The sequence below is a fragment of the Streptomyces sp. NPDC002853 genome (genome assembly GCF_053591915.1).
This window is the reverse complement of record NZ_JBSFUS010000007.1, coordinates 491359-514916: the sequence shown is the minus strand read 5'-3', so window position 1 is coordinate 514916 and position 23558 is coordinate 491359. Positions and strand designations below refer to the sequence as shown.

The following is a 23558-nucleotide window of genomic DNA, read 5'->3' as shown; positions in this document are numbered from 1 at the left end:
CCCGGACCGTCCAGCGCACCCCGCAGCACGACCCAGACCGCCCAGCACACCCCCCAGCCCGCCCCAGACCGCTCAACGCACCAGCAGTTGCAGGCCGCCCAGCACCGTTGCCCCGATCACCAGTTGCTCGAAGAGGCGCTGGTTGATGCGGTGTACGGCTGCCTTGCCGATGAGGGCGCCCGGGATGACGAAGAGCACGAGTGCCGCGTCGAGCAGCAGCGAGTGCGCGTCGATCAGGCCGAGGCCCGCGCTGAACGGCACCTTGGAGGTGTTGACGATGAGGAAGAACCACGCCGACGTCCCCAGGAAGCTCAGCTTCTGGAAACCCGCGGAAAGCAGATACATCGACATGACCGGGCCGCCCGCGTTGGCGACCATGGTGGTGAAGCCGCCGAGCACGCCGTAGGAAGGGGCCTTGAGGCGAGAGCGGCGCGAGGGTCGCGCGACTGCGGTCTCGTACGGCTCCTCCGCCCCCTCCGCCTGCGTCCGGCGCCGCCACAGCGTGACCGCCGCCATCATCAGCAGGATCGCCCCGATCGACGTACGCACCGCGGCGTCGTCGGCCCACATCAGGAAGACGGTGCCGACCACCACGCCGCCCGCGACGGCGGGGAACAGCCGCCACAGGGTGGGCCAGTGGGCATGCCGGCGGTAGGTGAGGACGGCCAGGACGTCGCCCGCGATGAGGATGGGCAGCAGGACGCCGGTCGACTCGCGCGCCGGCAGGACCGCGGCGAAGACCGCGAGGCTGACGGTGTTGGCCCCGCTGACGGCGGTCTTCGAGAAGCCGACGAGCACAGCGGCCGCGGCGAGCGCGGCGAAACCCCAGATCGATATGTCCATGCCGAAAACAAATGCTAGACCCAACTATCCGGACGCCGACAGCGTCGGCCACATCCTGGACGCCAGGACGCCCGGGGCACCCGCGGCACCCAGGACGACCGGGACACCCAGGGCCCAGGGCACCCAGGACGACCGGGCCCCCCGCCACACCCACGACGACCGGGCAGACCGGCCTCAAGCCCCGCTGTAAGTGACCCGCAGCTCCCGCTTCAGGACCTTCATGCTGGGGCCGAGCGGCAGTTCGTCGGTGAACTCCACGCGGCGCGGGTACTTGTGGCGGCCCAGGTGCTCCTTGGACCACTCGGTGATGCCCGCGGCGTCCGGGGCCGCGCCAGGCGCCGCGACGACGACGGCGCAGATCTCCTCGCCGTGCACGTCGTCGGGCAGACCGATCACGGCGACGTGCGCGACGTCCGGGTGGCGCATGAGCACCTCTTCGACCTCGCGCGGATAGACGTTGAAGCCGCCGCGGATGATGACGTCCTTCTTGCGGTCGACGATGGCCAGGAACCCGTCGGCGTCCTTGGTCCCGAGGTCGCCGGTGCGGAACCAGCCGTCGACGACGGCCTCGGCGGTCGCCTCGGGGCGCCCCAGGTAGCCGGAGAACACGTTGTGGCCGCGGACCACGACCTCACCCAGCTCCCCCGTCGGCAGCAGTTCGATCCGCCCCTCGACGTCGGCCCGTGCGATCTCCACGTCGACGCCCCACAGCGGGTGGCCGATGCTGCCCGCCTTGGTGCCGAAGACGGGCTGGTTCACGGAGGCGGTGGGCGAGGTCTCGGAGAGGCCGTAGCCCTCGTAGACCGGTACGCCGAAAGCCTCCTCGAAGCGTTCGAGTACGGCCACGGGCAGCGAGGCGCCACCGGAGACCGCGAGCCGCAGCTCGGGCAGTTCGGAGGCGGAGGCGGAGGCGGGGGCGGAGCCGGAGCGGGACCCAGAGGCGGCGGCCGCGGCCGCGGCAGTCACGAGGTTCACGTACATCGTCGGCACCCCGTGGAAGGTGTTGACGCCCTCCCTCGCCATCAACTCGATCGCCCGCGCGGCGTCGAAGCGCGGCAGCAGGACGAGCGTCGCGCCCGCGCGCCAGGTCGCGTTCATGGAGACGGTCTGGCCGAACGCGTGGAAGAGCGGGAGCGCGCCGAGCGCGATGTCGTCGTCGCGCACGTCATGGGCGTCGAAGGCGCAGACGGTCGCGTTCATCACCAGGTTGAAGTGGCTGAGCACGGCGCCCTTGGGGACGCCCGTGGTGCCGCTGGTGTAGAAGACGACGGCGGGGTCGTCGGCCTCACGGGTGACGTAGCTGGTCAGGGGCTCGGCTGCGCCCGCCAGGGTCTCCAGCTCGCCGTCCCCGCCGAGGGTCAGCATCCGTACGTCCGTGGCGGCGGCAGCGGTCTTGCCCGTCTCGGCCTGCGCGGGGTGACAAAGGAGCAGGGTGGCGCCGCTGTCCCGCAGGACTTGCTCGACCTCCTCCGCCGACAGGAGCAGGTGTACGGGGACGACGACGCCGCCCGCGGCGAGGATCGCGTAGTAGGCGCGGGGGAACTCCGCGGTGTTGGGCGCCATCAGGGCCACGCGGTCCCCGGGCCGCACTCCGAGCCCCACGAGGGCCGCGGCCTGCCTACGGGCCTGCTCCCACAACTCGCCGAAGGTGAGCCGCAGTTCACCCTCGACGAGGGCGGTGCGGTCCGGCCGGCGGCGGGCGGGCTCGGCGAGGATCACGGCGAGGGACAGCGTGGCCATGGGGGTGCTCCGATTCCATGCGGCGGTACGGGTGACGCGGCGGTACGGGTGGCGGGGAGGCGGGGGTGACGCGCAGGCGGGGGTGACGCGGAGGCGGGGGTGAGGGGGTGGTGGTCGGTCGGTGGCTCAGTCGCGCTCGACGAGCAGCGCGCTGCCCTGGCCGACGCCCACGCACATCGTGGCGAGGCCGCGGGCCGCTCCGGTGCGGCGCATGCGGTGCACCAGCGTGGTCAGGATGCGGGCGCCGGAGCAGCCGAGGGGGTGGCCGATGGCGATGGCGCCGCCGGTCGGGTTCACCAGCTCCGGGTCGATGCCCAGGGCGTCGACGCAGGCGAGCGCCTGGGCCGCGAACGCCTCGTTGAACTCGGCCTCCTGGAGGTCCCCGATGGTCCAGCCGACGCGGGTGAGTGCCTTCTGGGTGGCGGGTACGGGTCCGATGCCCATGACGTCCGGGTGCACACCGGCGGAGGCACCCGCGACGTACCGCCCGAGGGATTCGAGGCCGAGGTCGTTCAGGGCCTCCTCGCTGACGAGGAGGAGTCCTGCCGCGCCGTCGTTCATCGGCGAGGCGTTGCCCGCGGTGACGGTGCCGCCCTTGCGGAAGACGGGACGCAGGCCGCTGAGCTTCTCGTACGAGGTGTCCTCACGGATGCATTCGTCGCGCTCGACGAGGGTGCCGTCGGGCAGTGTGACGGGGAGGATCTCGTCGTCGAAGTGGCCGTTCTTGCGGGCCTCGGCGGCCCGCTGGTGGCTGCGGAGGGCGAAGGTGTCCTGGCGTTCGCGGGAGACGCCGTGGCGTCCCGCGACCTCCTCGGCGGTCTCTCCCATGGCGAGGACGCCGTGCAGGTCCTTCATGGCGGGATTGACCAGGCGCCACCCCAGGCGGGTGTCGGCGGTCTCCATCTTGTGCGGCAGTGCTTCGTCGGGGCGGGGCAGGACGAAGGGGGCGCGGCTCATCGACTCGGAGCCGCCCGCGAGGACGACGTCGGCCTCGCCGGAGGCGATGGTGCGGGCGGCGGCGGTGACGGCTTCCATGCCGGAGGCGCAGAGGCGGTTCACGGTGGCGCCGGGCACCGAGTCCGGGAGGCCGGCGAGGAGGGCGGCCATCCGGGCCACGTTGCGGTTGTCCTCGCCCGCCTGGTTGGCGGCGCCCCAGTAGATGTCGTCGATCCGGGCGGGGTCCAGCTGGGGTGTGCCGGCGAGCAGGCCCCGTACGACGGTGGCGGCGAGGTCGTCCGGGCGGACGGAGGAGAGGGTGCCGCGGAGCTTGCCGATGGGGGTGCGGCGGGCTGCGGCGAAGTGGACTGGGCGCACGATACGGCTCCGGATCGTTTGCGGTTCAGCATTACGTAAATTAGCGCTGCTAGTTTTAGTCTACGGCGAGGCCGCGCTGGGCGGAAGAGCGGTCTTCCTTCCCCGACCTCGCCCCTTCCCGAGAACCCGCTCGGCGCGGGGGTCTTGTTGCCGTCATCACCGGCTTCGCCGAGTTCCTCCGCAAACGCCGGACAGGCTGGATTTCTCACCGGTCCGGACATGTCTTTCAGCCCCTCAGGCGGTCGAGCAGGCCCTCGCGCAGCGAGTTTCGGGAGGGGGCGGGGCCGGGGGCAGAAAAATGCCCTACCCGACCGTCACCCGCACCGGACCGCCCCCCGCATCCACCCTCCCGGTCCAGCCCCCCGAGAGATACACCCCCTGGTCGGGCAGCACCCTCCGCCGCACCCGTTGCCGGTGCAAGTGCCGCCCGTCCTGCGTCACCACCAGAACGGGGCAGGTCAAAGCCTCCGCCGAGCGCAGCACGAAGCGGCTGCCCGGAGCATCCGGAACGAGCCGGTTCGGAGCCACCCAGCACAGCGGGGAGTCGGCCACGACCGGCACCGCGTCGACAGGCCACCCCGCGCCCCCGAGATGCCTTCGCACGGAGGCCGCGACCCGCGCACCCTCCCCGGCGGCCACCCGCGCCGGCTCCACCGCGTGCACCCCGCTGCCCACCGCGAAGACCCCCGGTGACGCGGTGCGGAACGAGGCGTCCACCGCCGGGCCCCGCGTCCCGGGGTCGAGGGGCACACCCCCGCGCCGGGCCAGCTCGTGGTCGGGGACGAAGTCACCGGTGAACACCACCGTGTCGCAGGCGAGCACGCGCTCCCGCCCGTCGTGCCGCCGCAGCCGCACTCCCGACAGCCTTCCGTGGCCCAGGAGTTCGGCCACCGAAGCCCCGGTCAGCAGCGGCACGGAGGGGAACCCGAGCCGGGCGGCCGCGGCCCTGCCCCGGCCCACCTGGGCCCGCGCCTCCTTGGTGACGAGCGCGACGGCCTCCACGCCCGCGCGCCGCAGAGCGGTCAGCGCCGCGTAACTCACCGGCTCCGCGCCGACGACGACCGCGCGGGTCCCGATCTCCTGCCGGTAGATGTTGACCGCTTGCTGCAGCTCTCCCGTGGTGAAGACCCCCGCCGGGCGCGTCCCCGGCACGAGCCGCGCCGTCCGCGGTCTTTCCCGCGCGCCCGTGGCCAGGACCACGCCACGCGCGGTGATCCGCTCCAGGCCGTGCGGTCCGGTCGTGTCCACGGTCAGCGGCCCGGCCCAGCCGGTGGCGCTCACCCCGGTCCGCACGGCCGCTCCGGCGCCGAGTGCGGCCTCGACGAGGAGCTCCGCGTACTGCGGCCCCGTCATTCCCCACCGCCCGAACCCGCCGTGGTGGCAGTGGCGCGGCACCCCGCCGGCCCGCGCCTCCCGCTCCAGGACCTCCACCGTGCCCGCGCCCGCAGCGGCGAGGCGCGCGGCCGCGGCGAGCCCCGCGGGGCCCGCGCCCACGACGAGTACGTCCACGCTCCGCTGCCGTCTCATCGCGCCACCCCCGACTCGCCCCAGCCGTCGAAGAGTTCCCGTACGGCGGCCCCGCAGTAGAACCCCTGGCAGCGACCGCCCCGCGCACGGGTCCGCCGCCGCAGTCCGTCCAGTGATCCGGGCGGAACGGTGCTGATGAGGGCGTCCCTGATCTCCCCGCGGGTCACCCGCTCGCAGTGGCAGACGATGCTGCCGTACGCGGGGTCGGTGGCGATGAGATCGGCGCGCTGGTAGGGGCGGGGGGAGGCTTCTCCCAGGTTCGGCATGCGCACCGGGTCCAGGTCGTCGGGGGCCGCCAGGTCGAGGCCGAGGTCAGGACCCGTGGTCTCGGCGAGCAGGCCCACGACGTACTCCGCGATCGCCATCGACGCGGTGAGGCCCGTGGACCGGATGCCGCCGACGGTGATGTACCGCTCCTCCGGGGAGGCGTGGATCTGGTAGTCGTCGTGCTCGGTGGCCGCCCGCAGCCCCGCGTAGACCGTGGTGACCTCCTCGTCCAGGAGCGCGGGCAGGATGCGTCGGCCCTTGGCGCGCAGTCCGGCGAGGCCGTCCTCGGTGGTTCCCGTGGCCCTCTTGTCGTCCAACTCCTCGGCGGTGGGGCCCAGAAGGACGTTCCCGTACACGGTCGGCGCCACGAGCACGCCCTTGCCGAGCGCCGTCGGCACCGGCAGCAGGATATGGCTGACCAGGTCACGGGCGAGCTTGTCGAAGACGATGAGCTGGCCGCGGCGCGGGGTCACGGTGAACTCGCCGCGGCCGAGCAGTCGCCGGTCGAGCGCGTCGGCGTGCAGGCCCGCGGCGTTGATGAGGTGGCGGGTGCGTACGGCACCGCGGGGTGTGGTCAGTTCGTGGCAGGTGGAGCCTTCGTCCGGCGATCGTGCTGGACCGGCCTGCCGCACCTCGCAGTTGAGGTGCAGGTCCACTCCCCCGCGCACGGCTTGGGTGGCGTACGCGAGTGTCGTCGTCCAGGGGCAGATGATCGACTCGCCGGGGACGTCGAGCGCCCCCAACACGCCTGCACCCAGGTGCGGTTCACGGGACCGCACCTCGGCGGCGTCGATGATGCGGGCCTTGTCGTAGCCGTTGCGTTCCGCCTTTTGCAACAGGCCCGGCAACGCGGCACGTTGTTCCTCGTCCCAGGCGATGAGCAGCGCTCCGACGGGCTCGACGGGGATGCCCGACTCTGCTGCGTAAGCGGCCAGGCGGCGGCTGCCCTCGCGTACGAGGCGGGCCTCCAGGGAGCCGGGCACGGCGTCGAAGCCGGTGTGCAGGATCGCGGTGTTGGCCTTCGACGTGCCGTCGCCCACGTCGCCGGAGGCTTCGATCAGGGCGACGCGGAGGCGGCGGTGCCTGGCGAGCTCCCTGGCGATGGCCGAGCCGACCACCCCGGCGCCGACGACGGTCACGTCGTAGGGCGCGGACGGCAGTGGGCCCTTGGTGGTGACGCTCATGACGAGGGGGCGGGCGCGCGGTCGAGCAAGGTGTCGACCGCCGAGCGGAACCCTCCGAGGCGCTCGGCGGCTCGCGTGGCGTCGATCTTCGGCTCGTACACGGCGGCGGGCTGCCACCGGGGGACGGCGTCCCGCACCGTGAGCCCGGGATCGAGGCCCATGCGGGCGACGGCCCCCACACCCAGGGCGGTGACGTCGGGCAACGCCGATACCTCCACGGGGAGTTGGAGGAGGTCGGCCTGGGTCTGCATCAGGAGGGCCGAGCGCGTCAGGCCGCCGTCGACGCGCAGGCTCGTCAGGGGCTCGCCCAGGTCCGCGGCCACGGCGTCGGCGAGGGAGACCACCTGGGCCGCGACGCCCTCGCACAGGGCGCGGACCAGATGGCCGGGGGCCGTGTCGAGGCCGAGCCCGGTGATCGAACCGCGCAGGTCGCCGCGCCACCAGGGCGCCGCGAGCCCGGCGAGCGCGGGCACGAAGGTGACGCCGCCCGTGTCCGCCACCGACGAGCCGACCAGGTCGAGGTCCGCCGCCCCCTCGATCACGCCGAGGTCCGTGAGCCAGCGGACCGCGGACGCGGCCGTGTAGACCTGCCCGTCGAGGCAGTAGCTGCTCTCCCCCGCGAGACGCCAGGCGAGACAGCTGACCAGACCGGAGTCGCCACGGCGCGGGCGGGAGCCGGTCTGGGCGAGCAGGAACGCGCCGGTGCCGTAGGTGCACTTGGCGGTGCCCGGTTCGGTCACGTCCTGGGCGAGCAGCGCGGCCTGCTGGTCGACGAGGAGGCCGGTCAGCGGGAGTTCGGGGCCGAATGCCTTCGTGGTTCCGACCGGGCCCGCCGCGTCGACGACCCGGGGCAGCCGCTCGTCGGCGAGGCCGAAGACGTCAAGGGCGCGCGGCGCCCACGTGGCGGCGTCCAGGTCGAGGAGCTGGGTGCGTCCCGCGGTCGCCGCGTCGGTGACGAACTCGCCGGTGAGCCGGTGGACCAGCCAGGCGTCGCTGGTGGTGACGACGCCCTCCCGGGTGAGGTGGCGGCGTATCCATGCCATTTTCGGCGCGGCGAAGTACGGGTCCAGGGGGAGCCCTGTCAGCTGCCTCAACTCGGCGGCGTGGGGGGCGAGTTCCGTGCAGAGCGGCTCCGCGCGGCGGTCCTGCCAGACGATCGCCTCGGTCAGCGGGCGCCCTGAGGCGGGATCCCACGCGAGCACCGTCTCGCCCTGGTTGGCGAGGCCGACGGCGGCGACCGGCTCCCCGGCGTCCGCGAGTGCGCGGCGTCCGGCGTCGACGACCGAGGCGAGGAGCGCCGCCGGATCGACCTCCACCCGGCCGCCGGGGAGGTGGCGCGGGCGTACGGGCGCGGCACCGGAACCGATCACCCCGCGCTCCGGACACAGGACGAGAGCCTTCGTGCCGGACGTGCCCTGGTCGATGGCGAGGACAGCCTCGCCGCGCGGTCCGCTGCCGTTGGTGATCACCGCGGAAGCCTGCTACAGCGCCCAGGAAGGCGTCAAGAGTCCCCTTCGCGGGGCGGCATACGACTGACTTTTCCTCAAATTGCCAACCGGCGCGCCGAGTTGTTCGCAATGCGATCCCAAAAGATCCACGAACCGCCCTGTAAACGGAAGTTACAGATCTACACTGACCGCCGAACAAACAACATCACTCCCGCACACGCCAGTTCACCCCCCGCCCGCCCCGCTCTGCCCCCACAGAGGATTCATGCCCACTCCGTCAGGCCGCCCCGTGTACCACCCGGCGGGCCACGACGAACAGTTGCGCGCCGTACTCCAGGACCTCAAGACAGGTCGCTGGGTGTCGACGCGCACCCTGCTCGACTCGACACCCGACTGGGGTCTTTGGACGCAGCGCACCCAGATCCTCGCCGCCGCCGTCGCCGGTTCCGACGTGGTCAGCACCTGGCGGGCCGAGGAACCGCGCAGCGCCGCGGCATCCGTGCTGCACACCAGGGTCCTGGTCGAGCGGACCCTGCGGGCCCATCGCGCCGGGCACCGCCACACCAACGAACTGTGGCGCGAGGCGGCAGCGGCCTGCGGAGCCACGATCGACGCTTCCCCCGAGGACCCCGTGCCGTGGGTCTGCCTGCTCGCCCTCGCGCAGCTCGACAAGGGGCAGCGCTGGGACGAACACCGGGTGCCCGCCCCCGAGCCGATGCTCTTCCCCGGCCCCTGGCATCTCCTCGCCGAGGCCGACAAGCGGGACCCCGGCAACCGCGAGGCCTACCACCGGATGCTGCAGTTCGCGTACACCCGGCGCCCCGGAGGACCGCTCACCGAAGCGGTCAACTTCGCCCACTGGGCGTCCGGTTCGGCGCCCGCGGGCTCCGCGCTGCACGTACTGCCCCTGTATGTGCGCGTCGAGCGGTACCGCAAGGACGGCGGCGCCGAACGCGCCCTGGACCTGCACTGGATCGGGGAGGACGCGACCCGCTCCGCCCAGCGCGCGCTGCACCTGTGGTTCGAGCACACCCGGCCCGCGGCCACCTCGCTCCTCGACCTCAGCCACGTCGCCCACGCGTTGTGGGGCGCACATCAATTCGCGGACGCAGCACGGGTCTTCGAGGTCCTTGACCCCTTCTACACCGTGGCGCCATGGACGTACCGCACGCGCTCGCCCGGCGACGCGGACGCGGCGGCCGAGGCATTCACACAGGCACGTGCGCGCTGTCTGAGCGCCGTACCGGATCAGGGCTGAGCACCCTCCTCGGCACGATCCACCGCAATCAGCACCACCAGCTCCCCGGTCCACCGCTCCCCGACGGAGGTACATCCGTGTCCCGCACCACCTGGTCGAGTCCCGACTCGACCGCGGCCCCACTGCCCGACGAGGAACAACGGCTCAGGGAGCTCGGTTACCAGCCGGTCCTGGCACGTCGGATGGGCGGCTTCGGCAACTTCGCCATCAGCTTCTCCGTCATCTCCATCCTCTCCGGCTGCATGACCCTGTACGGCTTCGGGCTCGGCACCGGCGGCCCGGCCGTGATGCTCTGGGGCTGGGCAGGCGTCGGCCTCTTCGTGCTCTTCGTGGGCCTGGCGCTCGCCGAGGTCACCAGCGCGTACCCGACCTCGGGTGCCCTCTACTACATGGCCGACCGGCTCGGCGGCCGACGCTGGGGCTGGTACACCGGCTGGCTGAACCTGCTCGGGCTGCTCGGCGCGATAGCCGGCATCGACTACGGCGCCGCGCTCTTCTCCGGGGCGTTCCTGAACCTGAAGTTCGGCTTCACGCCGACACCGGAGAAGACCTTCCTGATCTTCCTCTGCATCCTGCTCCTGCACGCCGTGCTGAACCTGTTCAACGTGCGTCTGGTGAGCCTGCTCAACTCCATCAGCGTGTGGTGGCACGTGGCCGGTGTCGCCGTCATCGTCGGCGTCCTCGCGATCGTGCCCGACCACCACCAGTCGCCCGGGTTCGTCTTCGGCGAGTTCGTCAACGACACCGGGTGGGACAACCCGCTCTACGTCACGGCGATCGGTCTGCTCCTGGCGCAGTACACCTTCTGCGGGTACGACGCCTCCGCCCACCTGTCGGAGGAGACCTCCAACGCCTCGGTGACCGCGGCACGCGGCATCGTGCGTGCCATCTGGGCGTCCTGGATAGCCGGGTTCGTGCTGCTCGCCGGTCTCACGTTCGCGATCCAGGACTACGCGGGCACCCAGAACACCGAGACCGGGGTGCCGCCGGCACAGATCATGATCGACGCCATCGGCGAGTCCGGCGCGACGGCCCTGCTGCTCATCGTGATCGTGGCGCAGCTGTTCTGCGGCAACGCCGAGACGGCGGCGGCGAGCCGGATGGTGTTCGCGTTCAGCCGCGACAACGCGCTGCCGGGCTCCAAGGTGTGGCGCAAGGTGAGCTCCCGCACCCAGGTCCCGGTGCCGGCGGTGTGGCTCTCGGTCGGCCTTGCCGCGGTCATCGCCCTGCCGTCGCTGTACTCGACGACCGCGTACACGGCCGTCACCGCCATCAACGTCATCGGCATCACGCCCGCGTACGCCATCCCGATCTACCTTCGGCTGCGGGCGGGCGACCGCTTTGAGCCCGGCCCGTGGAACCTGGGCCGCTGGAGCAAGCCCATCGGCTGGATCGCGGTGATCTGGGTGACGTTCGTGACGGTCCTGTTCTGCCTGCCGCAGGTCTCGCCGGTGACCGTCGACACGATGAACTACGCGTCGATCGCTCTCGTCGTGGTGCTGACCCTCGCCACGGTGTGGTGGTTCGTGGCGCGGCGCTCCTACAGCACGCCGTCCGCGTACGGGTCGGAGCGGGAGCAGGCGGAGATCGCGGAGGACATCGTCTAGACGCCTGCATGTCGTCCGGACGGCCGCACCCCCTGGGATCGCCTCAGGGGGTGCGGTCGTTGAGGATCAGCTGGAAGAGCCGGTGGTCGCGCCAGGCGCCGTTGATGTGCAGGAACTTGGGCGCGACCCCGAATTCCTCGAAGCCGCACTTGGTGAGGACGCGCTGCGATGGCACGTTGTCGAGGAGCGTGCCCGCCTCCACGCGGTGCAGGCCGAGCTCGGTGTCCGCGAGGGCGCAGGCTTGCCTGACGGCGGCGGTGGCGAGGCCGCGGCCGACGTGGTCCACGTCGGTCCAGTAGCCGAGATTCCCGCTGCGCAGCGGGCCGAGGACGATGTTGGACAGGGTGACCGAGCCGACGATGTCCCCGTCACGGTCGAGGACCCAGGGAGCCGTACGCCCGGCCCGGCACTCCTCGAGCTGGGCGCGGAGCCGGGCCGCTTGCGCCTGCCGGGTGAAGTAGTCCTCGGGTCTGCTGGGTTCCCACGGCTCCAGATGCGCGCGGCTGCGCAGCCGGGCGTGCGCGAGACCTCCGGCGTCCTCAGGCCTGGCGGGGCGCATGACGACGTCCGGGGTGATGCGGGCGGATGCGGTGATCATGCGCCAAGCCTAGGGATCGCGACGGACACGCGCGCCCGGCCGGCGCACGCGGGGTGGCTCACCTTCCGCCGGCGACCCGCAGGATCGTCCCGGTCGCGTAGGACGCCTCGGCCGAGAGCAGCCACGCGACGGCCGCCGCGATCTCGTCGGGGTGGCCCGAGCGTCCCAGGGGGATGGCCCCGGCGAGCTTCGCCGGACGCTCCGGGTCCGCGTGGAACTCGGTCCAGATCACGCCCGGCGCGACCGCGTTGACGCGGATGCCGTCCGCCGCGACCTCCTTCGACAGGCCGACGGTCATCGTGTCGACGGCTCCCTTGGCGGCGGCGTAGTGGACGTACTCGCCCGGGGCGCCGAGGGTCGCCGCCGCGGAGGAGATGTTCACGATGCCGCCGCCGGCGCCGGTCCGCCGCATGTCGCGGATCGCGCGGCGCGCGCAGAGCAGGTAGCCGAGTACGTTCACTTCGAGCGCGCGGCGCATGGCGGCGACGTCGGCGTCCGCGAGGGGGCCCACCGGGGCGCCGATCCCGGCGTTGTTCACCAGCCCCGTCACCGGACCGAGTTCCGCGGCCGCGGTCTCGAAGAGGCGGTCGACGTCCGCCTCGTCGGCGGTGTCCATGCGGACGGTGACGCAGCGGGCGCCTGTCGCGCGGACCTCCGCGGCCACCTTCTCGGCGGCATCGGCATCGGAGTGGTAGCCGAGGGCGATGTGGTGGCCGTCCTTGGCGAGGCGGGTGGAGATGGCCGCGCCGATGCCGCGGCTGCCGCCGGTCACTATCGTGACGGGGTGGTGCTGCACGTTTCCTCCGGGTATGGGGCATGGGTTGGACAGGGTTGCTGCCCGAGCGTTTGATCGATCATTCCCCACCCCGCCCCTTCCCGAAAGCCCGTTCCGGCGCGGGGGGCTTCGGCTGCCGTCGATCACCGGCTTCGCCGAGTTCGTCCTCGAGCCGAGTTCGTCCTCGAACGCCGGACGGGCTGAAACACTCAGCCCCGACGGCCCCGCACGAACTCCCGCAGCGTCCCCGGAGGGCGGCCCCCGAACCGCTCGATCGCCTCCGTCACCTGATACAGCTCGTGGTGCGAGCCGATCAGGCGGAACAGTTCCCACAGCTTGTCCAGGTGGGCCACCACGTGCGTGTCCCCGTACAGGGACATCGCCCGCTCACGCCACTCCTCCGGTGGCACGTCCACGTACTTCAGGCCGCCGCCGAAGGTCTCCACGGCCTCCCCCACGCTCAGGACCTGCCCGGTGAGCAGCACCACCGGCTCCGGGCAGTCCGGCACCGGATCGGCGAGGAGCCCCGCGCCGACCCGCGCCACGTCCTCCCCAGCGATCAGCGGAAGCACCGTGTCCAGGGGGCCCAGCGGCATCGCGAGCTCGTGGCCGCCGCCCGCGCGCACCAGGAAGTCCAGGTTCTCGAAGAAGACCCCGGCGCGCAGGTGCACCGCCCCGATCCCGGCCCGGTCGAAGACCTCCTCGGCGACCCAGTGCTGCCGCATCCGTGGTGTCCCCGCGTCCGGGGCCGCCGCGAGCTGGGACACCTCGACGACGCGTTCGAGGCCCTCCCGTCGGGCGGCGGCCGTGAAGGCACCGGTCGCCTCCAGCAGGCCGTCGGTCACCGGATAGGTGAAGAAGGCCCGGCGCACGCCCCGCACCGCCGCGAGCACGTCCGTGATCTCGCGCAGGTCCCCGACGACCACCTCCGCGCCCAGGGCCCGCAGCCCGGCGGCGCGGTCGTCGTCGGTGCGCACGAAGGCACGTACCGCCTGGCCGCGATCGAGCAGCAGCCGCACCACATGGCGGCCGGTGGAACCCTGCTGCCCTCCCGCGGCTCCGGTGACAAGGATCGGCTCGTCCGTTGTCGATGACGTCCGAGGCATCCCGCTCACGCCTCCCCGCGTCGCAGCGTGAGCGTGAACGCGCCCTGGCGTTCCAGATCCCGCAGGAACGGCTCCGCCGAGAACGCCTCGCCCGGTGCGAGGACACCTGTCTTCGTCGGGCCCCTGCCCTCCGCGATCCGCGTCGCGCCCTCCACCGAGGCGAGCGCTCCGGCCCGCCACAGGTCGCGGCCCGTCAACTGCCCTGCCGCGCTGCCTCCTTCCCACATCGCCTGGACGGCCACGGTGAAGTCGGTGGCCGCGCGTTCCGCGGCGTCGATGTGCTCGCTCTCGAACGCCTCCTCGGCCTCGAAGGCGCTGGTGCTGAGCATCAGGTCGATGGCGCGGACGGGGACATGACGCGGCACCGTCACGACCTCGCTCGACGGGAACGGAGCGATCATCGAACGCGGGCCGAGCGGAGGCGGGAAGGGGAAGACGGCGTTGCGGGGCTCGACGTAGCCCGCGTGCAGGGCGCCGCCCTCGAAGGTGAGGCGTTCGGTCTCGGCGAAGAGGTGGGTCGCGGTGTTCTTGGCGCCGGTGGTGAGCCGCCAGCCGTTCACCGCGTACGCGACGACGATCCGGTCGATGCCCGCGATGCCGTCCGACACCGCTCCCGCCAGGAGGTCACCGAGGCCGCCGTAGAAACTGAGGCCGGGGATCATGACGGCGCCGGTGCGCTGTGCGGCGGCCTGCGCGGTGTCGAAGACGCCTTTCACGTGGTGGGGTTCGAGGGCGTGGTCGATGTAGTGGCAGCCCGCCGTCGCCGCCGCGGCGGCGACGGGAGCGCCGGTGATCGCGAAGGGGCCCGCGCACTGGATGAGTACGTCGGCGGCGGTCATCACCTCGCGCAGGGCCGTGGTGTCGTTCACGGAGGCGGTGCGGGTGCGCACCCGCCGCCCCGCGTCGAGTTCGTCGGCCAGCGCCTGCAACGCTGCGGTGTCGCGGCCGACGAGGAGTAACTCCGCGTCTCTGGCGCGGAGTTCGGAGGCCACGAGGCGTCCGGTGTGGCCATAGGCTCCGTAGATCGCGAAGAGCGGCTTTGTCATGCTCGACTCGCTTTCATACCGAAGGTATGCAACTGGTGCGGAACCTACGTACCCTGAGTATGTTCGTCAAGAGGAGCCGGTCGTGATCCCCTCAGTGCCGTCAGCGCGATCAACTGCCCGCCGCACACAGGCGGAACGCTCCGGCGCGACCACCGGGCAGCTGATCACCGCGGCGCAACGGCTCTTCGGCCGGGACGGATACGCGACGACCTCGATCGTCGCCGTGGCAGCCGCCGCCGGGGTCACCAAGGGCGCGGCCTACCACCACTTCCGGGGCAAGGCCGATCTCTTCCGGGCGGTGTTCGTCCGCGAACAGGAGGAGATCGCGGCGGAGTTGGAGCGCGCCGCGGCCGAGGAGCCCGACGCCTGGTCCGCGCTGCGACGCGGCTGCCGGCGCTTCCTGGAGCACTGCCTCGACCCCGGGTTCCGGCGGATCGTGCTGCTCGACGCGCCCTCCGTCCTCGGCTGGGAGGGCGTCCGCGAGATCGAGTACGCGCACACGCTGCGGGTGCTGACGGACGGCATGCGTACGGCGGCGGACGCGGGGCACTTCGGCGGCGGGGACCTGGACGTGCGCTGTCAGCTGATGTTCGGCGCGCTGTGCGAGGCGGGCATGCTCCTGGCCCGCTCGCCCGACCCGGCCTCCGCCCTCACCTCGGTGACGGCGGAGGCCGAACGTCTGCTTTCGGCGCTGGCCGCGCCCGGGAACTGAGCCCTTCTCGAAACTAGGCTTTCCCGGGGACGACGTTCCCGGTCACGCGGTCCTCGGGGGCGGCCTCGTCCGGCGCCAGGCTGTCCATGAAGGAGGAGACGGAGAACACGGCGCGTCCCGGACCCGCGGGGCCGTAACCAGGAGGCGAGGAAAGGCCGTTGGCCTCCATCGTGGCGCGGTACGCCTCCAGCAGCCGCACGTGGTACTCCAACGGCGCGCCCAGCGGGTTCGCCTTGCCCAGCGGTGTCGTGGGCTCCGGGCACCAGGTGGTGAAGCGGGGCGTGATGCCGCGCGACATGAAGAACTGGAGGCCCTCGACGGTGGAGTCGATGGCCTCGCCGACCGTCTTGAACCCGAACGGCTCCGCCATCTCCACGCCCGCCACGAAGTTCGGGATGACGTTGCGCGGCCCGAAGACGTCGGCGGAGTCCAGGATGCGGCGGTGCCACTCGTCACGGCCGACGTAGCGCTCCTTGCCGGGGCAGTAGCGCTCGAAGAGGTACGGGTCCCACACCTCGTAGTTGGGGTGGTAGATCCGCACGCCGTAGTCGTGGAAGCGCTGCACGTCCTCCTTGGGGAGGGCCTGCGCGACGACCTTGCCGATCCAGCGGCCGGGGAAGCGCTCCTCGATGGCCTTCGCGTACTGGCCGTAGAAGTCGGCCTCGTCCTTGCCCTGGAGCTTCGAGGTGATGGCGCCGCCGGTGAGCGTGTACGCGGTGGAGGACTTCGCGGTGTCGTACTTGTCGATGATGGCGAGGGCTTCGAGGACCTCGTCCATCGGCTTCACGCCCGTGTAGGGGCGGCCCGCCGCCTTCTGCTGGCGCCAGTTGTGGTTGATGTCGCAGTACCCGCACTCCTCCTTGGCGCCGAAGTACTGGCAGACGCGGAAGACCGTCAGGTAGATCAGGTAGCCCCACTGGATGGTGGGGGCCACCTCCATGACGGACTTGCCGTTCTCCAGCGTGTGCCGGTAGTAGTCCGGCATCGGCGGCAGACCCACGTCGGAGATGCGCACGCCGTCCAGGTAGAGGCCCAGTACGCCGTCGTCGCCGGCGGCGACGCGATAGGGCGACGAGGGGTTCACGCGGACCGAGACGACCGTGCGGCGCAGGTCGTACGGGCCGCCGGTGAGGACGATCTCCTCCGGCGGGCGGCGCAGGGCGGCGGCGCCGAGCTCGGGCAGGGTGCTGTGGTCGAAGGAGAAGATGAAGTACGACTTCGGCTTGACCTCGCCGCCTTCGTTGTCACTGAGCGCGGACTCGTCGAACGCCATCCCGCCCCTGAGCAGGTCCTCCTTGATCACCGCCTCTCGCGGCACCTGCGGGAACCGCTCCATGAGTCCCTCTACGAGCTGGGTACGGCTCTCGCTGCGGCTTGCCATCTGCCGGGCACCTCGGATCCTGTCGGTGAATTGTGCTTTCCCGTGACCCCCACGCTAATACGCGGCTTTTCCGGCGCGGATCCGCCTCCGGTCTCAGCCGCCCTCCGCCCTTCGGCGGTCCCTCCCGCTCCGTCCCCGCGCGGCGGGAACCTGACGGTGCGGGCCCCGCGTTGTCCCTGCATGAACGAGCTGGTTGCCGGGGGGAACGTGCCGCTGCCCGACGGTGCCGTCACCCTGCGGGTGCCCGGCCCCTTCGACCTGTCCGTGATCGTCACGGGCGACAGCGGGAAGGTCGCGGGCGACGGCGACTTCGTCTTCTACAACCAGCCCGCCACGTCCGGCGCCCGGCTCCAGGGTGACACGGTCACGGTCGACGGGCGGCGCCTGCGGGCCGGTGCGAGCCGCGTCACCGTGGCCGTGAGCCCCGCCGAGCCGGGCACACCACTGGGGCGCCTGCCCGGCATCGCGCTCCAGGTGCACGGGCCCGGCGGCGGGCTGGTGGCGCGTTTCACACCGCCGCGTCCCGACCGCGAGACGGTGCTGCTGCTCGCGGAGATTTACCGCCGCGGTTCCGGGTGGAAGCTGCGGGCACTCGGCCAGGGGTACGCGGACGGGCTCGCGGGGGTGGCACGCGACTTCGGGGTGGACGTTTCGGAGGAGGAGACGCCGGGGGCGCAGGGGGCCAGCGGAATCGGGCCGGGCGCTCGTTCCGGTGTGCGGCCGGGCTCCCCTTCCGGTTCCGGGCCACGGCCGGGCTTCTCCTCCGGCCCCCGACTGCCGGCGTCCTCCGGTCCGGCCGCCCCCGATGGGTTCCTTTCGCTGGTCAACGCCGCTCGCGGCTCGGTGGGTGCGCCGCCGGTCACCCTCGATGCCCGGCTGACCGCCGCCGCGAGCGCGCACGCCGCCGGGATGGCGGCGCGGTCCACACTCAGCTCGGAGCATGCGGACGGCACGTCCCTCTACCAGCGGGTCGTCGCGGGCGGGTACGCGTATCTGGCCATCGGCGAGCATCTGGTCTCCGGACCTCGTTCGGCCGCCGATTTCGTGGAGTACTGCCTCTCCGGCGAGCAGTCACGGCTGACGGTGCGGAGCCGCGCCTACACGCACGTCGGGGTGGGCCACACCGCCGACGCGCGCTCGGGCGACATCTACTGGACGGCGCTGTGGGCCGCGCCCTTCAGCACGCAGGGCCTCGCGGAGTGGGTGGCGGCGGTGCTCCGCCTCACCAACGCCGAGCGGACCGCCGCGCGCCTGCGGCCCCTGGCCCCCGACCCGCTCCTGACCGTGGCGGCGCAGGCCCACAGTGCGGACATGGTGACCCGGGCCTTCTATTCCCACACCTCGCCCGACGGCGGCGAACCCTGGCACCGAGCCTCCGCCGCGGGCAGCACGCACCGCGCGATCGGCGAGAACATCGCCTGCGGGCAGCGCACGCCCGCCGAGGTGGTGGACGGCTGGATGAACAGCCCCGGCCACCGGGCCAACATCCTCAAGCCCTCCTTCACCCACCTCGGCGTCGGCTTCGCGGGCGGCGGCTCGGCGGGAACGTACTGGACGCAGCTGTTCGGAGGGTGACCCACAGGGGGCGGGGCTCAGCCCACCGCCACCGCAACCCCGCTCCGGGCCGACGCGTAGCCCGCCGTCACGATCTTCAGCGTGCGCAGGCCGCCCTCTCCGTCGGCCACGTCCATGCCGCCCTGCTCCGGGCCGTACAGGAAGGCCCGCAGCATCCGTTCGTCCAGGTCGGCGCCGAAGGGTAGTTCGAGGCCCTGCCCCCGGCGTTCGCTGTAGCCGTGGACCGCCTGGTCGAAGGCGTCCATCTCCAGGGTCGCCCGCTCGCCCACCACGGTGAGTTCGAGCCCGCCCCAGGAGTGGTGCGAGCGAGGGTGCGACCAGCTGCAGTCGATCGTGGCCACCGAGCCGTTGTCGTAGGTCACGGTGACCAGACCGCTGGTCTCGGCGTCGACCTCGCCCTCGTACATGCGGTTGTTCGTCTGGGCGTACACGTCGACGGGGCGGGCGTCGCCGAAGAGATCGTCGAGGAGGTCGGCTATGTGCACCGTGTGGTCCATCAGGGCGCCACCGCCCGCCAGTTCGGGATCGGCGAACCAGCGCCGCGAGCTCGGCATGGAGCCGTTGTTCGCGCCGGACACGGTCAGTACCCGGCCCACCTCTCCCGACGCGACGGCCGCCTTGACGGCCGCGTACGCCGGGCTGAAGCGGACCGGGAAGGCGACGGCGAGCCGCACTCCGGCCTCCCGGCACGCCGCGAGCATCGCCTCCCCGTCCTCGACCGTCGTGGCCAGCGGCTTCTCGCACAGGACGTCGACGCCGTGGGACGCGGCGAGTTCCACCAGCGGACGGTGCCGCGCGTTCTCGGAGCAGACGATCACCGCGTCGGGACCCCAGGCGAAAGCTTCCTCGTACGTCTCCACGTACGCGACCCCCCGCTCCTCGGCGAACGCGCGCCCCCGCACCTCACCGGGCGCGCCCGACCCGCTCTCCGGATCGCTGCCGATCACCTCGACACCCGGCGTCCGGGCAAGGAGCCGCAGGTACCCGGCGGCATGGACGTGGGCGAACGACAGAACGGCGACCTTCATCGCGTGACCTCCTGGATGACCGTCCGGACCGCTGACGCCCGGCTCGCTGTGATCTCGACGGCCCGGCCCGTACGGCTCGACTCGACGGCCGCCTCGGCGATCCGCACCGCCTCGATCCCGTCCCGCGTGCCCACCCGCGGCTCCGGGCCACCCTCTTCCCAGGAAGCCGCGAACTCCCGCAGCTCGGAGAGGTAGGGGCTCTCGGTCATCGGGCTCGACGGGATGCCCTCGTTGGCCGCGCGCACCCCTTGCGCGGTGATCCGGTAGCCCGGCACGGTCGTGGAGTCGTGCCGCAGCAGCCCGTCGCCGCCCGCGACGCGGAACGTCGTACGGAACCGCTGGTCCGGGAGGCCCCAGAGCCCGGTGATGTGACTGATCGCGCCGGAGGCGTGGGTGAGGACGGCGGTCGCCGACACGACCTCGGCCCGGGCGTCGCCCGTGGCGTGTTCGACGCCTCGGGTCTGCGCGTGCACGCGAACCACGTCGCCCGCGATCCAGCGTGCGATGTCGATGTCGTGCACCATCAGGTCCATGATGACGCCGCCGGACATGGCGGGGTCACCGAACCAGGACGCCCACTGCGGACGTGCCCCGCCGCGCGTGAAGCGCAGCACCGCGAGGTCCCCCAACTCCCCGCGGGAAACTGCTTGTTGCATCGCCGCGTACGCCGGGAAGTAGCGCACGACGTGGGCGGGATGCAGCCGCACACCCGCCGCTTCGGCGGCCGCCGCGATCTCCTCGGCGTCCCGCGTGTTCAGTGCGAGGGGCTTCTCGCAGATGACGTGGCGGCCCGCCGCGACGGCCGCGAGGGCGAGTTCCTTGTGGGTCGGGGTGGGGGTGCAGATGTCGACGGCCGTGCAGTCCGCGAGCAGTTCGCCGAGGCCCGCCACCGCGGTGACCCCGCGGCCCTCGGCGGCGAGCTTCTCCGCCGAGCCGTCGACGGTGTGGACGCTGACGCGCGCACCCAGTTCCAGCCAGCCGGGGAGATGGGCGCGGGCTATGCCGCCCGCGCCGATCAGGCCGATGTGAAGCGGTCGCATGAAGGAAGTTACCTTTCCTGGTTCCTGGCAGGGGTGGCTCGTCGAAGGGGCTGGAGTCAGCTCTTGGAGCCGGAAAGCGCGACACTCTGCACGAAGTGCCGCTGCAGGAAGACGTAGACGAGGAGCATGGGCAGGCTTGCGATGAGCGAACCAGCCATCATCACGGGGTAGTTGGTCTCGAACTGGCCCTCCAGCGAGGTCAGTCCGGCGCTGATGGGCATCTTCTGCGGGTCGGTGTTGACGATCAGCGGCCACAGGAGGTCGTTCCACGACCACATCGCGGTGATGACGGCGAGAGCCGCGAGCGCGGGCCGCACCAGCGGCAGCATGATCGACCAGAAGACGCGGAAGGAACCCGCTCCGTCGATGCGCGCGGCTTCCTCCAGTTCCTTGGGCAGCGTGAGGAAGAACTGGCGCAGCATGAAGGTTCCGAACGCGCTGAACATGCCCGGCAGGAACAGCGCGGGCGCCGAGTTGAGCAGGCCGAGCCGCTGGATGATGTCGTACTGCGGCAGGACGAGCAGCGAACTCGGCACCATGAGGACGGACAGGAAGACCGCGAACAGGACGTTGCGGCCCCGGAATTGCATGCGGGCGAAGGCGTAGGCCGCCAGTGAGCAGAACACCAGCTGACCGACCGTGCGCCCCACGGTGTTGAGGGCGCTGTTGAACAGCATTTCCTTGAACGGCAGTGCGCTGAAGACCTCTTCGAAGCTCGACCAGTTCCAGGTGTCGGGCAGGAAGGTCGGCGGCACCTTCGCCGTCTCGGCGAGGGACTTGGCGGCCGTGAGCAGCTGCCACAGGAAGGGGAAGACCATCACCAGGGCGCCGAGGGAGAGCACCGCGTGGGTGGCGACCGATCCCGCGTCGGGGCGGCGACGGCTCGTGGTCCGTACGGCGGACTTACGCATAGTGCACCCACCTCTTCTGCAGCCTGAACTGCACCAGCGTCAGTGCCGCGATGATCAGCATGAGCAGGAAGGCGAGCGCGGCGGCGGCGCCTTGGGCGTTCTCGACGAAGGCCCATTTGTAGAAGAGGCTCACCACGGACTGGGTGTCGCCGATCGCCGGGTTCTTCTCGGCCATCATGATGTAGATCAGGTCGAAGGTCTGCAGCGAGTTGATCATGCAGATGATGGACGCGAAGAAGATCGTGGGGCTGAGCAGCGGCAGCGTGATCGTGAGGAAGCGGCGCACCGGCCCGGCGCCGTCCAGTTCCGCGGCTTCGTAGTAGTCCTGCGGTATGCCCTTGATGCCCGCCATGAAGATGATCAAGTAGTAGCCGGTGGTCGACCAGACCATGACGGTGCCGATCGCGTAGACGGCGGTCGAGGGGTCGGAGACCCAGTAGCGGCGGTCCGCGCCGAACCACTCGAAGACTTCGTTGATCAGTCCGTAGTCGCCGTTGTAGAGCCAGTTCCAGACGAGACCGACGGCGACGGGCAGCGTGACGAACGGGACGAAGTACAGGGCGCGGTAGACCGGGACACCGCGCAGTCCGCGCCGGTTGAGCAGGGCCGCGACACCGATCGCGACCGGCAGGGCGAGCAGCCCGATGGCGCAGTAGATCAGGGTGTTGCCCAGCGCCTGCCAGACGGTGACGTCCTTGAGCACGCGCACGTAGTTGTCCGTGCCGATCCAGGTGTTGCCGCCGAAGGCCCCGAACTCGGTGAAGCTGAAGTAGAAGGTCTGGAGCAGCGGCCAGAAGTAGAAGACGGCGAAGCCGATGCCGAGCGGCGCGATGAAGAGGTAAGCGGCACGCTGGTTACGGGACTTGGGTACGGCGCCGGATGCCTGCCTGGTGCGGCTCGCCTTCTTCGCTGCCGCCGTGGAGGGAAAGACACTCATCATGCGCGCTCCTCCTTCAGGGCCCGGTCCATCTGTTCGCCCAGGGTGCGTGCGGCGCTCTCGATGCCGCCCTTCCCGCTGAACGCGGCTCCCAGGAGCGGGTATTGGAGGTTCTCCCAGACCGCGGTGTTCTTCGAGCTCGGGTACGGCACGGCGTACTCCAGCATCTCGATGTAGTGCTTCAGGTCGAACTCGGGCATCGACTTGAGCCAGGCGTCCTGCGTCCCTTCGTACGAGGAGATGGTGATGCCTGCCGACGCCTGGATCTCCGCGGCCTCGCGGCCCGCCATGAAGTGAACGAACTTCCAGGCCGCCGCCTTCTTCCGGCTCTTGGCGGAGATGACGTTGGCGAGCCCGTGGATGATGGTGGCCCGCTCCCGGCCCTTGGGCAGGACGGTGACGCCCGCGTGGTCCTTGAGCGCGGGAACGGCGTGGTACTGCCCGGAGAACGCGGATATCTCGTAGACCATGGCGGCCTTCTCCGACCAGAAGCGGTTGCGGGCCTTGGACTCGACCATCGCGCTCTGCGGCGGCGACCAGCCGCGGTCGATCATGTCGGTCCAGTAGCGCAGGCCCTCGATGGAGCGCTCGTCGCCGAAGCCCGACTTCCCGTCCTCGAGGACGTGGCCGCCCGCTCCGTGGATGGCGGGGTAGAGCTGGGCCTGGCGGTCCATCTCGGCGGCCATGCCGTGCACGCGCTCGCGCGGGTCGGTGAGTTCGGCGGCCGCGTCGCGCACGTCGTCCCACGTCCACGTGGTGTCCGGGTACTTGATGCCCGCCTTGTCGAAGAGCGCCTTGTTGTACCAGAGGCCGATGGTGTCGAAGTCCTTCGGGATGCCGTACTGGGTGCCCTGGTAGGCGTAGATCTTCACGAGCGAATCGGGGTGACGGTCCACGGGGGTCCGGTCGCTCTTGATGTGTCCGCTCAGGGGTTCAAGGACGCCGCTGGACGCGTACAGCTGAAGATTGACCGCGTTCATCCAGAACACGTCGGGCGCCGTGCCGCCGCGCATCGATGTCTTGAGGGTGGTCCAGTAGCTCGACCAGGGTGTGAGCTCCATGCGCACGGATATGCCGGGGTTCTCCTTCTCGAAGGCGTCGATCACCTTCTGCAGGCCCGGCACCTGGGCCACGTCCCACACCCCGTACGAGAGGGTGGTGCGTCCACCGCTCCCCTTGCCGTCGTCACTCTCGCCGGAGCAGGCGGCGAGCAGGGGCGCCGCCATCGCTCCGTACAGCAGAGTCCTCCTGCGCATGAGCG

At 71.5% G+C, this 23558-nt stretch carries 20 protein-coding genes; 4 read left to right on the top strand and 16 right to left on the bottom strand.

The genetic code is table 11. The features are described from left to right. Positions 1-72: 72 nt before the first annotated feature. The 6 genes from ACWD02_RS21825 to ACWD02_RS21800 all read right to left on the bottom strand — a co-directional run bounded on the left by ACWD02_RS21825 (position 73) and on the right by ACWD02_RS21800 (position 8344). Positions 73-843 (bottom strand): sulfite exporter TauE/SafE family protein, encoded by a 771-nt coding sequence (locus ACWD02_RS21825; RefSeq protein ID WP_451213195.1) that lies wholly within the window; start codon positions 841-843, stop codon positions 73-75. 174 nt (positions 844-1017) lie between these two features. Continuing rightward, a complete protein-coding gene (locus tag ACWD02_RS21820) occupies positions 1018-2583 on the bottom strand; it encodes a long-chain-fatty-acid--CoA ligase (protein WP_451213192.1) in 1566 nt (521 codons plus the stop codon). Positions 2584-2709: 126 nt separating this feature from the next. After that, positions 2710-3897 carry a thiolase family protein gene (locus ACWD02_RS21815; RefSeq protein ID WP_451213189.1) on the bottom strand — a complete coding sequence of 396 codons (1188 nt, stop codon included), beginning with the start codon at positions 3895-3897 and terminating at the stop codon, positions 2710-2712. Between the two features lie 303 nt (positions 3898-4200). Further along, on the bottom strand, positions 4201-5424 hold the full coding sequence (locus ACWD02_RS21810; protein ID WP_451213186.1) for an FAD-dependent oxidoreductase: 1224 nt from the start codon (positions 5422-5424) through the stop codon (positions 4201-4203). Further along, positions 5421-6875: an FAD-dependent oxidoreductase gene (locus tag ACWD02_RS21805; RefSeq protein ID WP_451213183.1), complete on the bottom strand. Its 1455-nt coding sequence runs from the start codon at positions 6873-6875 to the stop codon at positions 5421-5423. The genes ACWD02_RS21810 and ACWD02_RS21805 overlap by 4 nt, the downstream gene beginning before the upstream one ends. After that, positions 6872-8344: an FGGY family carbohydrate kinase gene (locus ACWD02_RS21800; protein ID WP_451213180.1), complete on the bottom strand. Its 1473-nt coding sequence runs from the start codon at positions 8342-8344 to the stop codon at positions 6872-6874. The genes ACWD02_RS21805 and ACWD02_RS21800 overlap by 4 nt, the downstream gene beginning before the upstream one ends. Before the next feature lie 244 nt (positions 8345-8588). Here ACWD02_RS21800 and ACWD02_RS21795 point away from each other — a divergent pair, with 244 nt between their 5' ends. Then, positions 8589-9581 (top strand): hypothetical protein, encoded by a 993-nt coding sequence (locus ACWD02_RS21795; protein WP_451213177.1) that lies wholly within the window; start codon positions 8589-8591, stop codon positions 9579-9581. 77 nt (positions 9582-9658) lie between these two features. Next, a complete protein-coding gene (locus tag ACWD02_RS21790) occupies positions 9659-11188 on the top strand; it encodes an amino acid permease (protein ID WP_451213174.1) in 1530 nt (509 codons plus the stop codon). Between the two features lie 43 nt (positions 11189-11231). Here the strand turns inward: ACWD02_RS21790 and ACWD02_RS21785 are convergent, their stop codons facing one another. The 4 genes from ACWD02_RS21785 to ACWD02_RS21770 all read right to left on the bottom strand — a co-directional run bounded on the left by ACWD02_RS21785 (position 11232) and on the right by ACWD02_RS21770 (position 14713). Next, positions 11232-11786 carry a GNAT family N-acetyltransferase gene (locus ACWD02_RS21785; protein ID WP_451213171.1) on the bottom strand — a complete coding sequence of 185 codons (555 nt, stop codon included), beginning with the start codon at positions 11784-11786 and terminating at the stop codon, positions 11232-11234. A 58-nt stretch (positions 11787-11844) separates the two neighbouring features. Next, positions 11845-12582, bottom strand: coding sequence for an SDR family oxidoreductase (locus ACWD02_RS21780; protein WP_451213169.1), 738 nt, complete (start codon positions 12580-12582; stop codon positions 11845-11847). A 188-nt stretch (positions 12583-12770) separates the two neighbouring features. Next, positions 12771-13667: an NmrA family NAD(P)-binding protein gene (locus ACWD02_RS21775; RefSeq protein ID WP_451213166.1), complete on the bottom strand. Its 897-nt coding sequence runs from the start codon at positions 13665-13667 to the stop codon at positions 12771-12773. A 5-nt stretch (positions 13668-13672) separates the two neighbouring features. Continuing rightward, positions 13673-14713 carry a saccharopine dehydrogenase NADP-binding domain-containing protein gene (locus ACWD02_RS21770; protein WP_451213163.1) on the bottom strand — a complete coding sequence of 347 codons (1041 nt, stop codon included), beginning with the start codon at positions 14711-14713 and terminating at the stop codon, positions 13673-13675. Between the two features lie 82 nt (positions 14714-14795). On the opposite strand from ACWD02_RS21770, the gene ACWD02_RS21765 reads away from it, so the two are divergent. Next, on the top strand, positions 14796-15425 hold the full coding sequence (locus ACWD02_RS21765) for a TetR/AcrR family transcriptional regulator (protein ID WP_451213161.1): 630 nt from the start codon (positions 14796-14798) through the stop codon (positions 15423-15425). A gap of 13 nt (positions 15426-15438) precedes the next feature. Here the strand turns inward: ACWD02_RS21765 and ACWD02_RS21760 are convergent, their stop codons facing one another. Then, a complete protein-coding gene (locus ACWD02_RS21760; RefSeq protein ID WP_451213158.1) occupies positions 15439-16806 on the bottom strand; it encodes a radical SAM protein in 1368 nt (455 codons plus the stop codon). 180 nt (positions 16807-16986) lie between these two features. On the opposite strand from ACWD02_RS21760, the gene ACWD02_RS21755 reads away from it, so the two are divergent. Continuing rightward, entirely contained in the window at positions 16987-18381 is a 1395-nt protein-coding gene (locus ACWD02_RS21755) for a CAP domain-containing protein (RefSeq protein WP_451213155.1), read from the top strand. A 17-nt stretch (positions 18382-18398) separates the two neighbouring features. Here the strand turns inward: ACWD02_RS21755 and ACWD02_RS21750 are convergent, their stop codons facing one another. From ACWD02_RS21750 to ACWD02_RS21730, 5 genes are read right to left on the bottom strand one after another with little or no spacing between them, the layout of a single operon-like run. Then, positions 18399-19409, bottom strand: a complete 1011-nt coding sequence (locus tag ACWD02_RS21750; RefSeq protein WP_451213152.1) for a Gfo/Idh/MocA family protein — start codon at positions 19407-19409, stop codon at positions 18399-18401. Then, entirely contained in the window at positions 19406-20449 is a 1044-nt protein-coding gene (locus tag ACWD02_RS21745) for a Gfo/Idh/MocA family protein (protein ID WP_451213149.1), read from the bottom strand. The genes ACWD02_RS21750 and ACWD02_RS21745 overlap by 4 nt, the downstream gene beginning before the upstream one ends. 56 nt (positions 20450-20505) lie before the next feature. After that, positions 20506-21360 carry a carbohydrate ABC transporter permease gene (locus tag ACWD02_RS21740; protein ID WP_451213146.1) on the bottom strand — a complete coding sequence of 285 codons (855 nt, stop codon included), beginning with the start codon at positions 21358-21360 and terminating at the stop codon, positions 20506-20508. Further along, positions 21353-22300: a carbohydrate ABC transporter permease gene (locus ACWD02_RS21735; protein ID WP_451213143.1), complete on the bottom strand. Its 948-nt coding sequence runs from the start codon at positions 22298-22300 to the stop codon at positions 21353-21355. The genes ACWD02_RS21740 and ACWD02_RS21735 overlap by 8 nt, the downstream gene beginning before the upstream one ends. Beyond that, complete coding sequence (locus tag ACWD02_RS21730; RefSeq protein WP_451213140.1) at positions 22297-23553, bottom strand: ABC transporter substrate-binding protein; 1257 nt, start codon at positions 23551-23553, stop codon at positions 22297-22299. Before ACWD02_RS21730 ends, ACWD02_RS21735 begins: the two co-directional genes overlap by 4 nt. Between the last annotated feature and the right edge of the window lie 5 nt (positions 23554-23558).

What these genes read in the sequence shown, in the direction of transcription:
- ACWD02_RS21825 (WP_451213195.1), bottom strand. Translation starts at nt 843, where the DNA reads ATGGACATATCGATCTGGGGTTTCGCCGCGCTCGCCGCGGCCGCTGTG.
- ACWD02_RS21820 (WP_451213192.1), bottom strand. Translation starts at nt 2,583, where the DNA reads ATGGCCACGCTGTCCCTCGCCGTGATCCTCGCCGAGCCCGCCCGCCGC.
- ACWD02_RS21810 (WP_451213186.1), bottom strand. Translation starts at nt 5,424, where the DNA reads ATGAGACGGCAGCGGAGCGTGGACGTACTCGTCGTGGGCGCGGGCCCC.
- ACWD02_RS21805 (WP_451213183.1), bottom strand. Translation starts at nt 6,875, where the DNA reads ATGAGCGTCACCACCAAGGGCCCACTGCCGTCCGCGCCCTACGACGTG.
- ACWD02_RS21795 (WP_451213177.1), top strand. Translation starts at nt 8,589, where the DNA reads ATGCCCACTCCGTCAGGCCGCCCCGTGTACCACCCGGCGGGCCACGAC.
- ACWD02_RS21785 (WP_451213171.1), bottom strand. Translation starts at nt 11,786, where the DNA reads ATGATCACCGCATCCGCCCGCATCACCCCGGACGTCGTCATGCGCCCC.
- ACWD02_RS21775 (WP_451213166.1), bottom strand. Translation starts at nt 13,667, where the DNA reads ATGCCTCGGACGTCATCGACAACGGACGAGCCGATCCTTGTCACCGGA.
- ACWD02_RS21770 (WP_451213163.1), bottom strand. Translation starts at nt 14,713, where the DNA reads ATGACAAAGCCGCTCTTCGCGATCTACGGAGCCTATGGCCACACCGGA.
- ACWD02_RS21760 (WP_451213158.1), bottom strand. Translation starts at nt 16,806, where the DNA reads ATGGCAAGCCGCAGCGAGAGCCGTACCCAGCTCGTAGAGGGACTCATG.
- ACWD02_RS21755 (WP_451213155.1), top strand. Translation starts at nt 16,987, where the DNA reads ATGAACGAGCTGGTTGCCGGGGGGAACGTGCCGCTGCCCGACGGTGCC.
- ACWD02_RS21750 (WP_451213152.1), bottom strand. Translation starts at nt 19,409, where the DNA reads ATGAAGGTCGCCGTTCTGTCGTTCGCCCACGTCCATGCCGCCGGGTAC.
- ACWD02_RS21745 (WP_451213149.1), bottom strand. Translation starts at nt 20,449, where the DNA reads ATGCGACCGCTTCACATCGGCCTGATCGGCGCGGGCGGCATAGCCCGC.
- ACWD02_RS21740 (WP_451213146.1), bottom strand. Translation starts at nt 21,360, where the DNA reads ATGCGTAAGTCCGCCGTACGGACCACGAGCCGTCGCCGCCCCGACGCG.
- ACWD02_RS21735 (WP_451213143.1), bottom strand. Translation starts at nt 22,300, where the DNA reads ATGATGAGTGTCTTTCCCTCCACGGCGGCAGCGAAGAAGGCGAGCCGC.
- ACWD02_RS21730 (WP_451213140.1), bottom strand. Translation starts at nt 23,553, where the DNA reads ATGCGCAGGAGGACTCTGCTGTACGGAGCGATGGCGGCGCCCCTGCTC.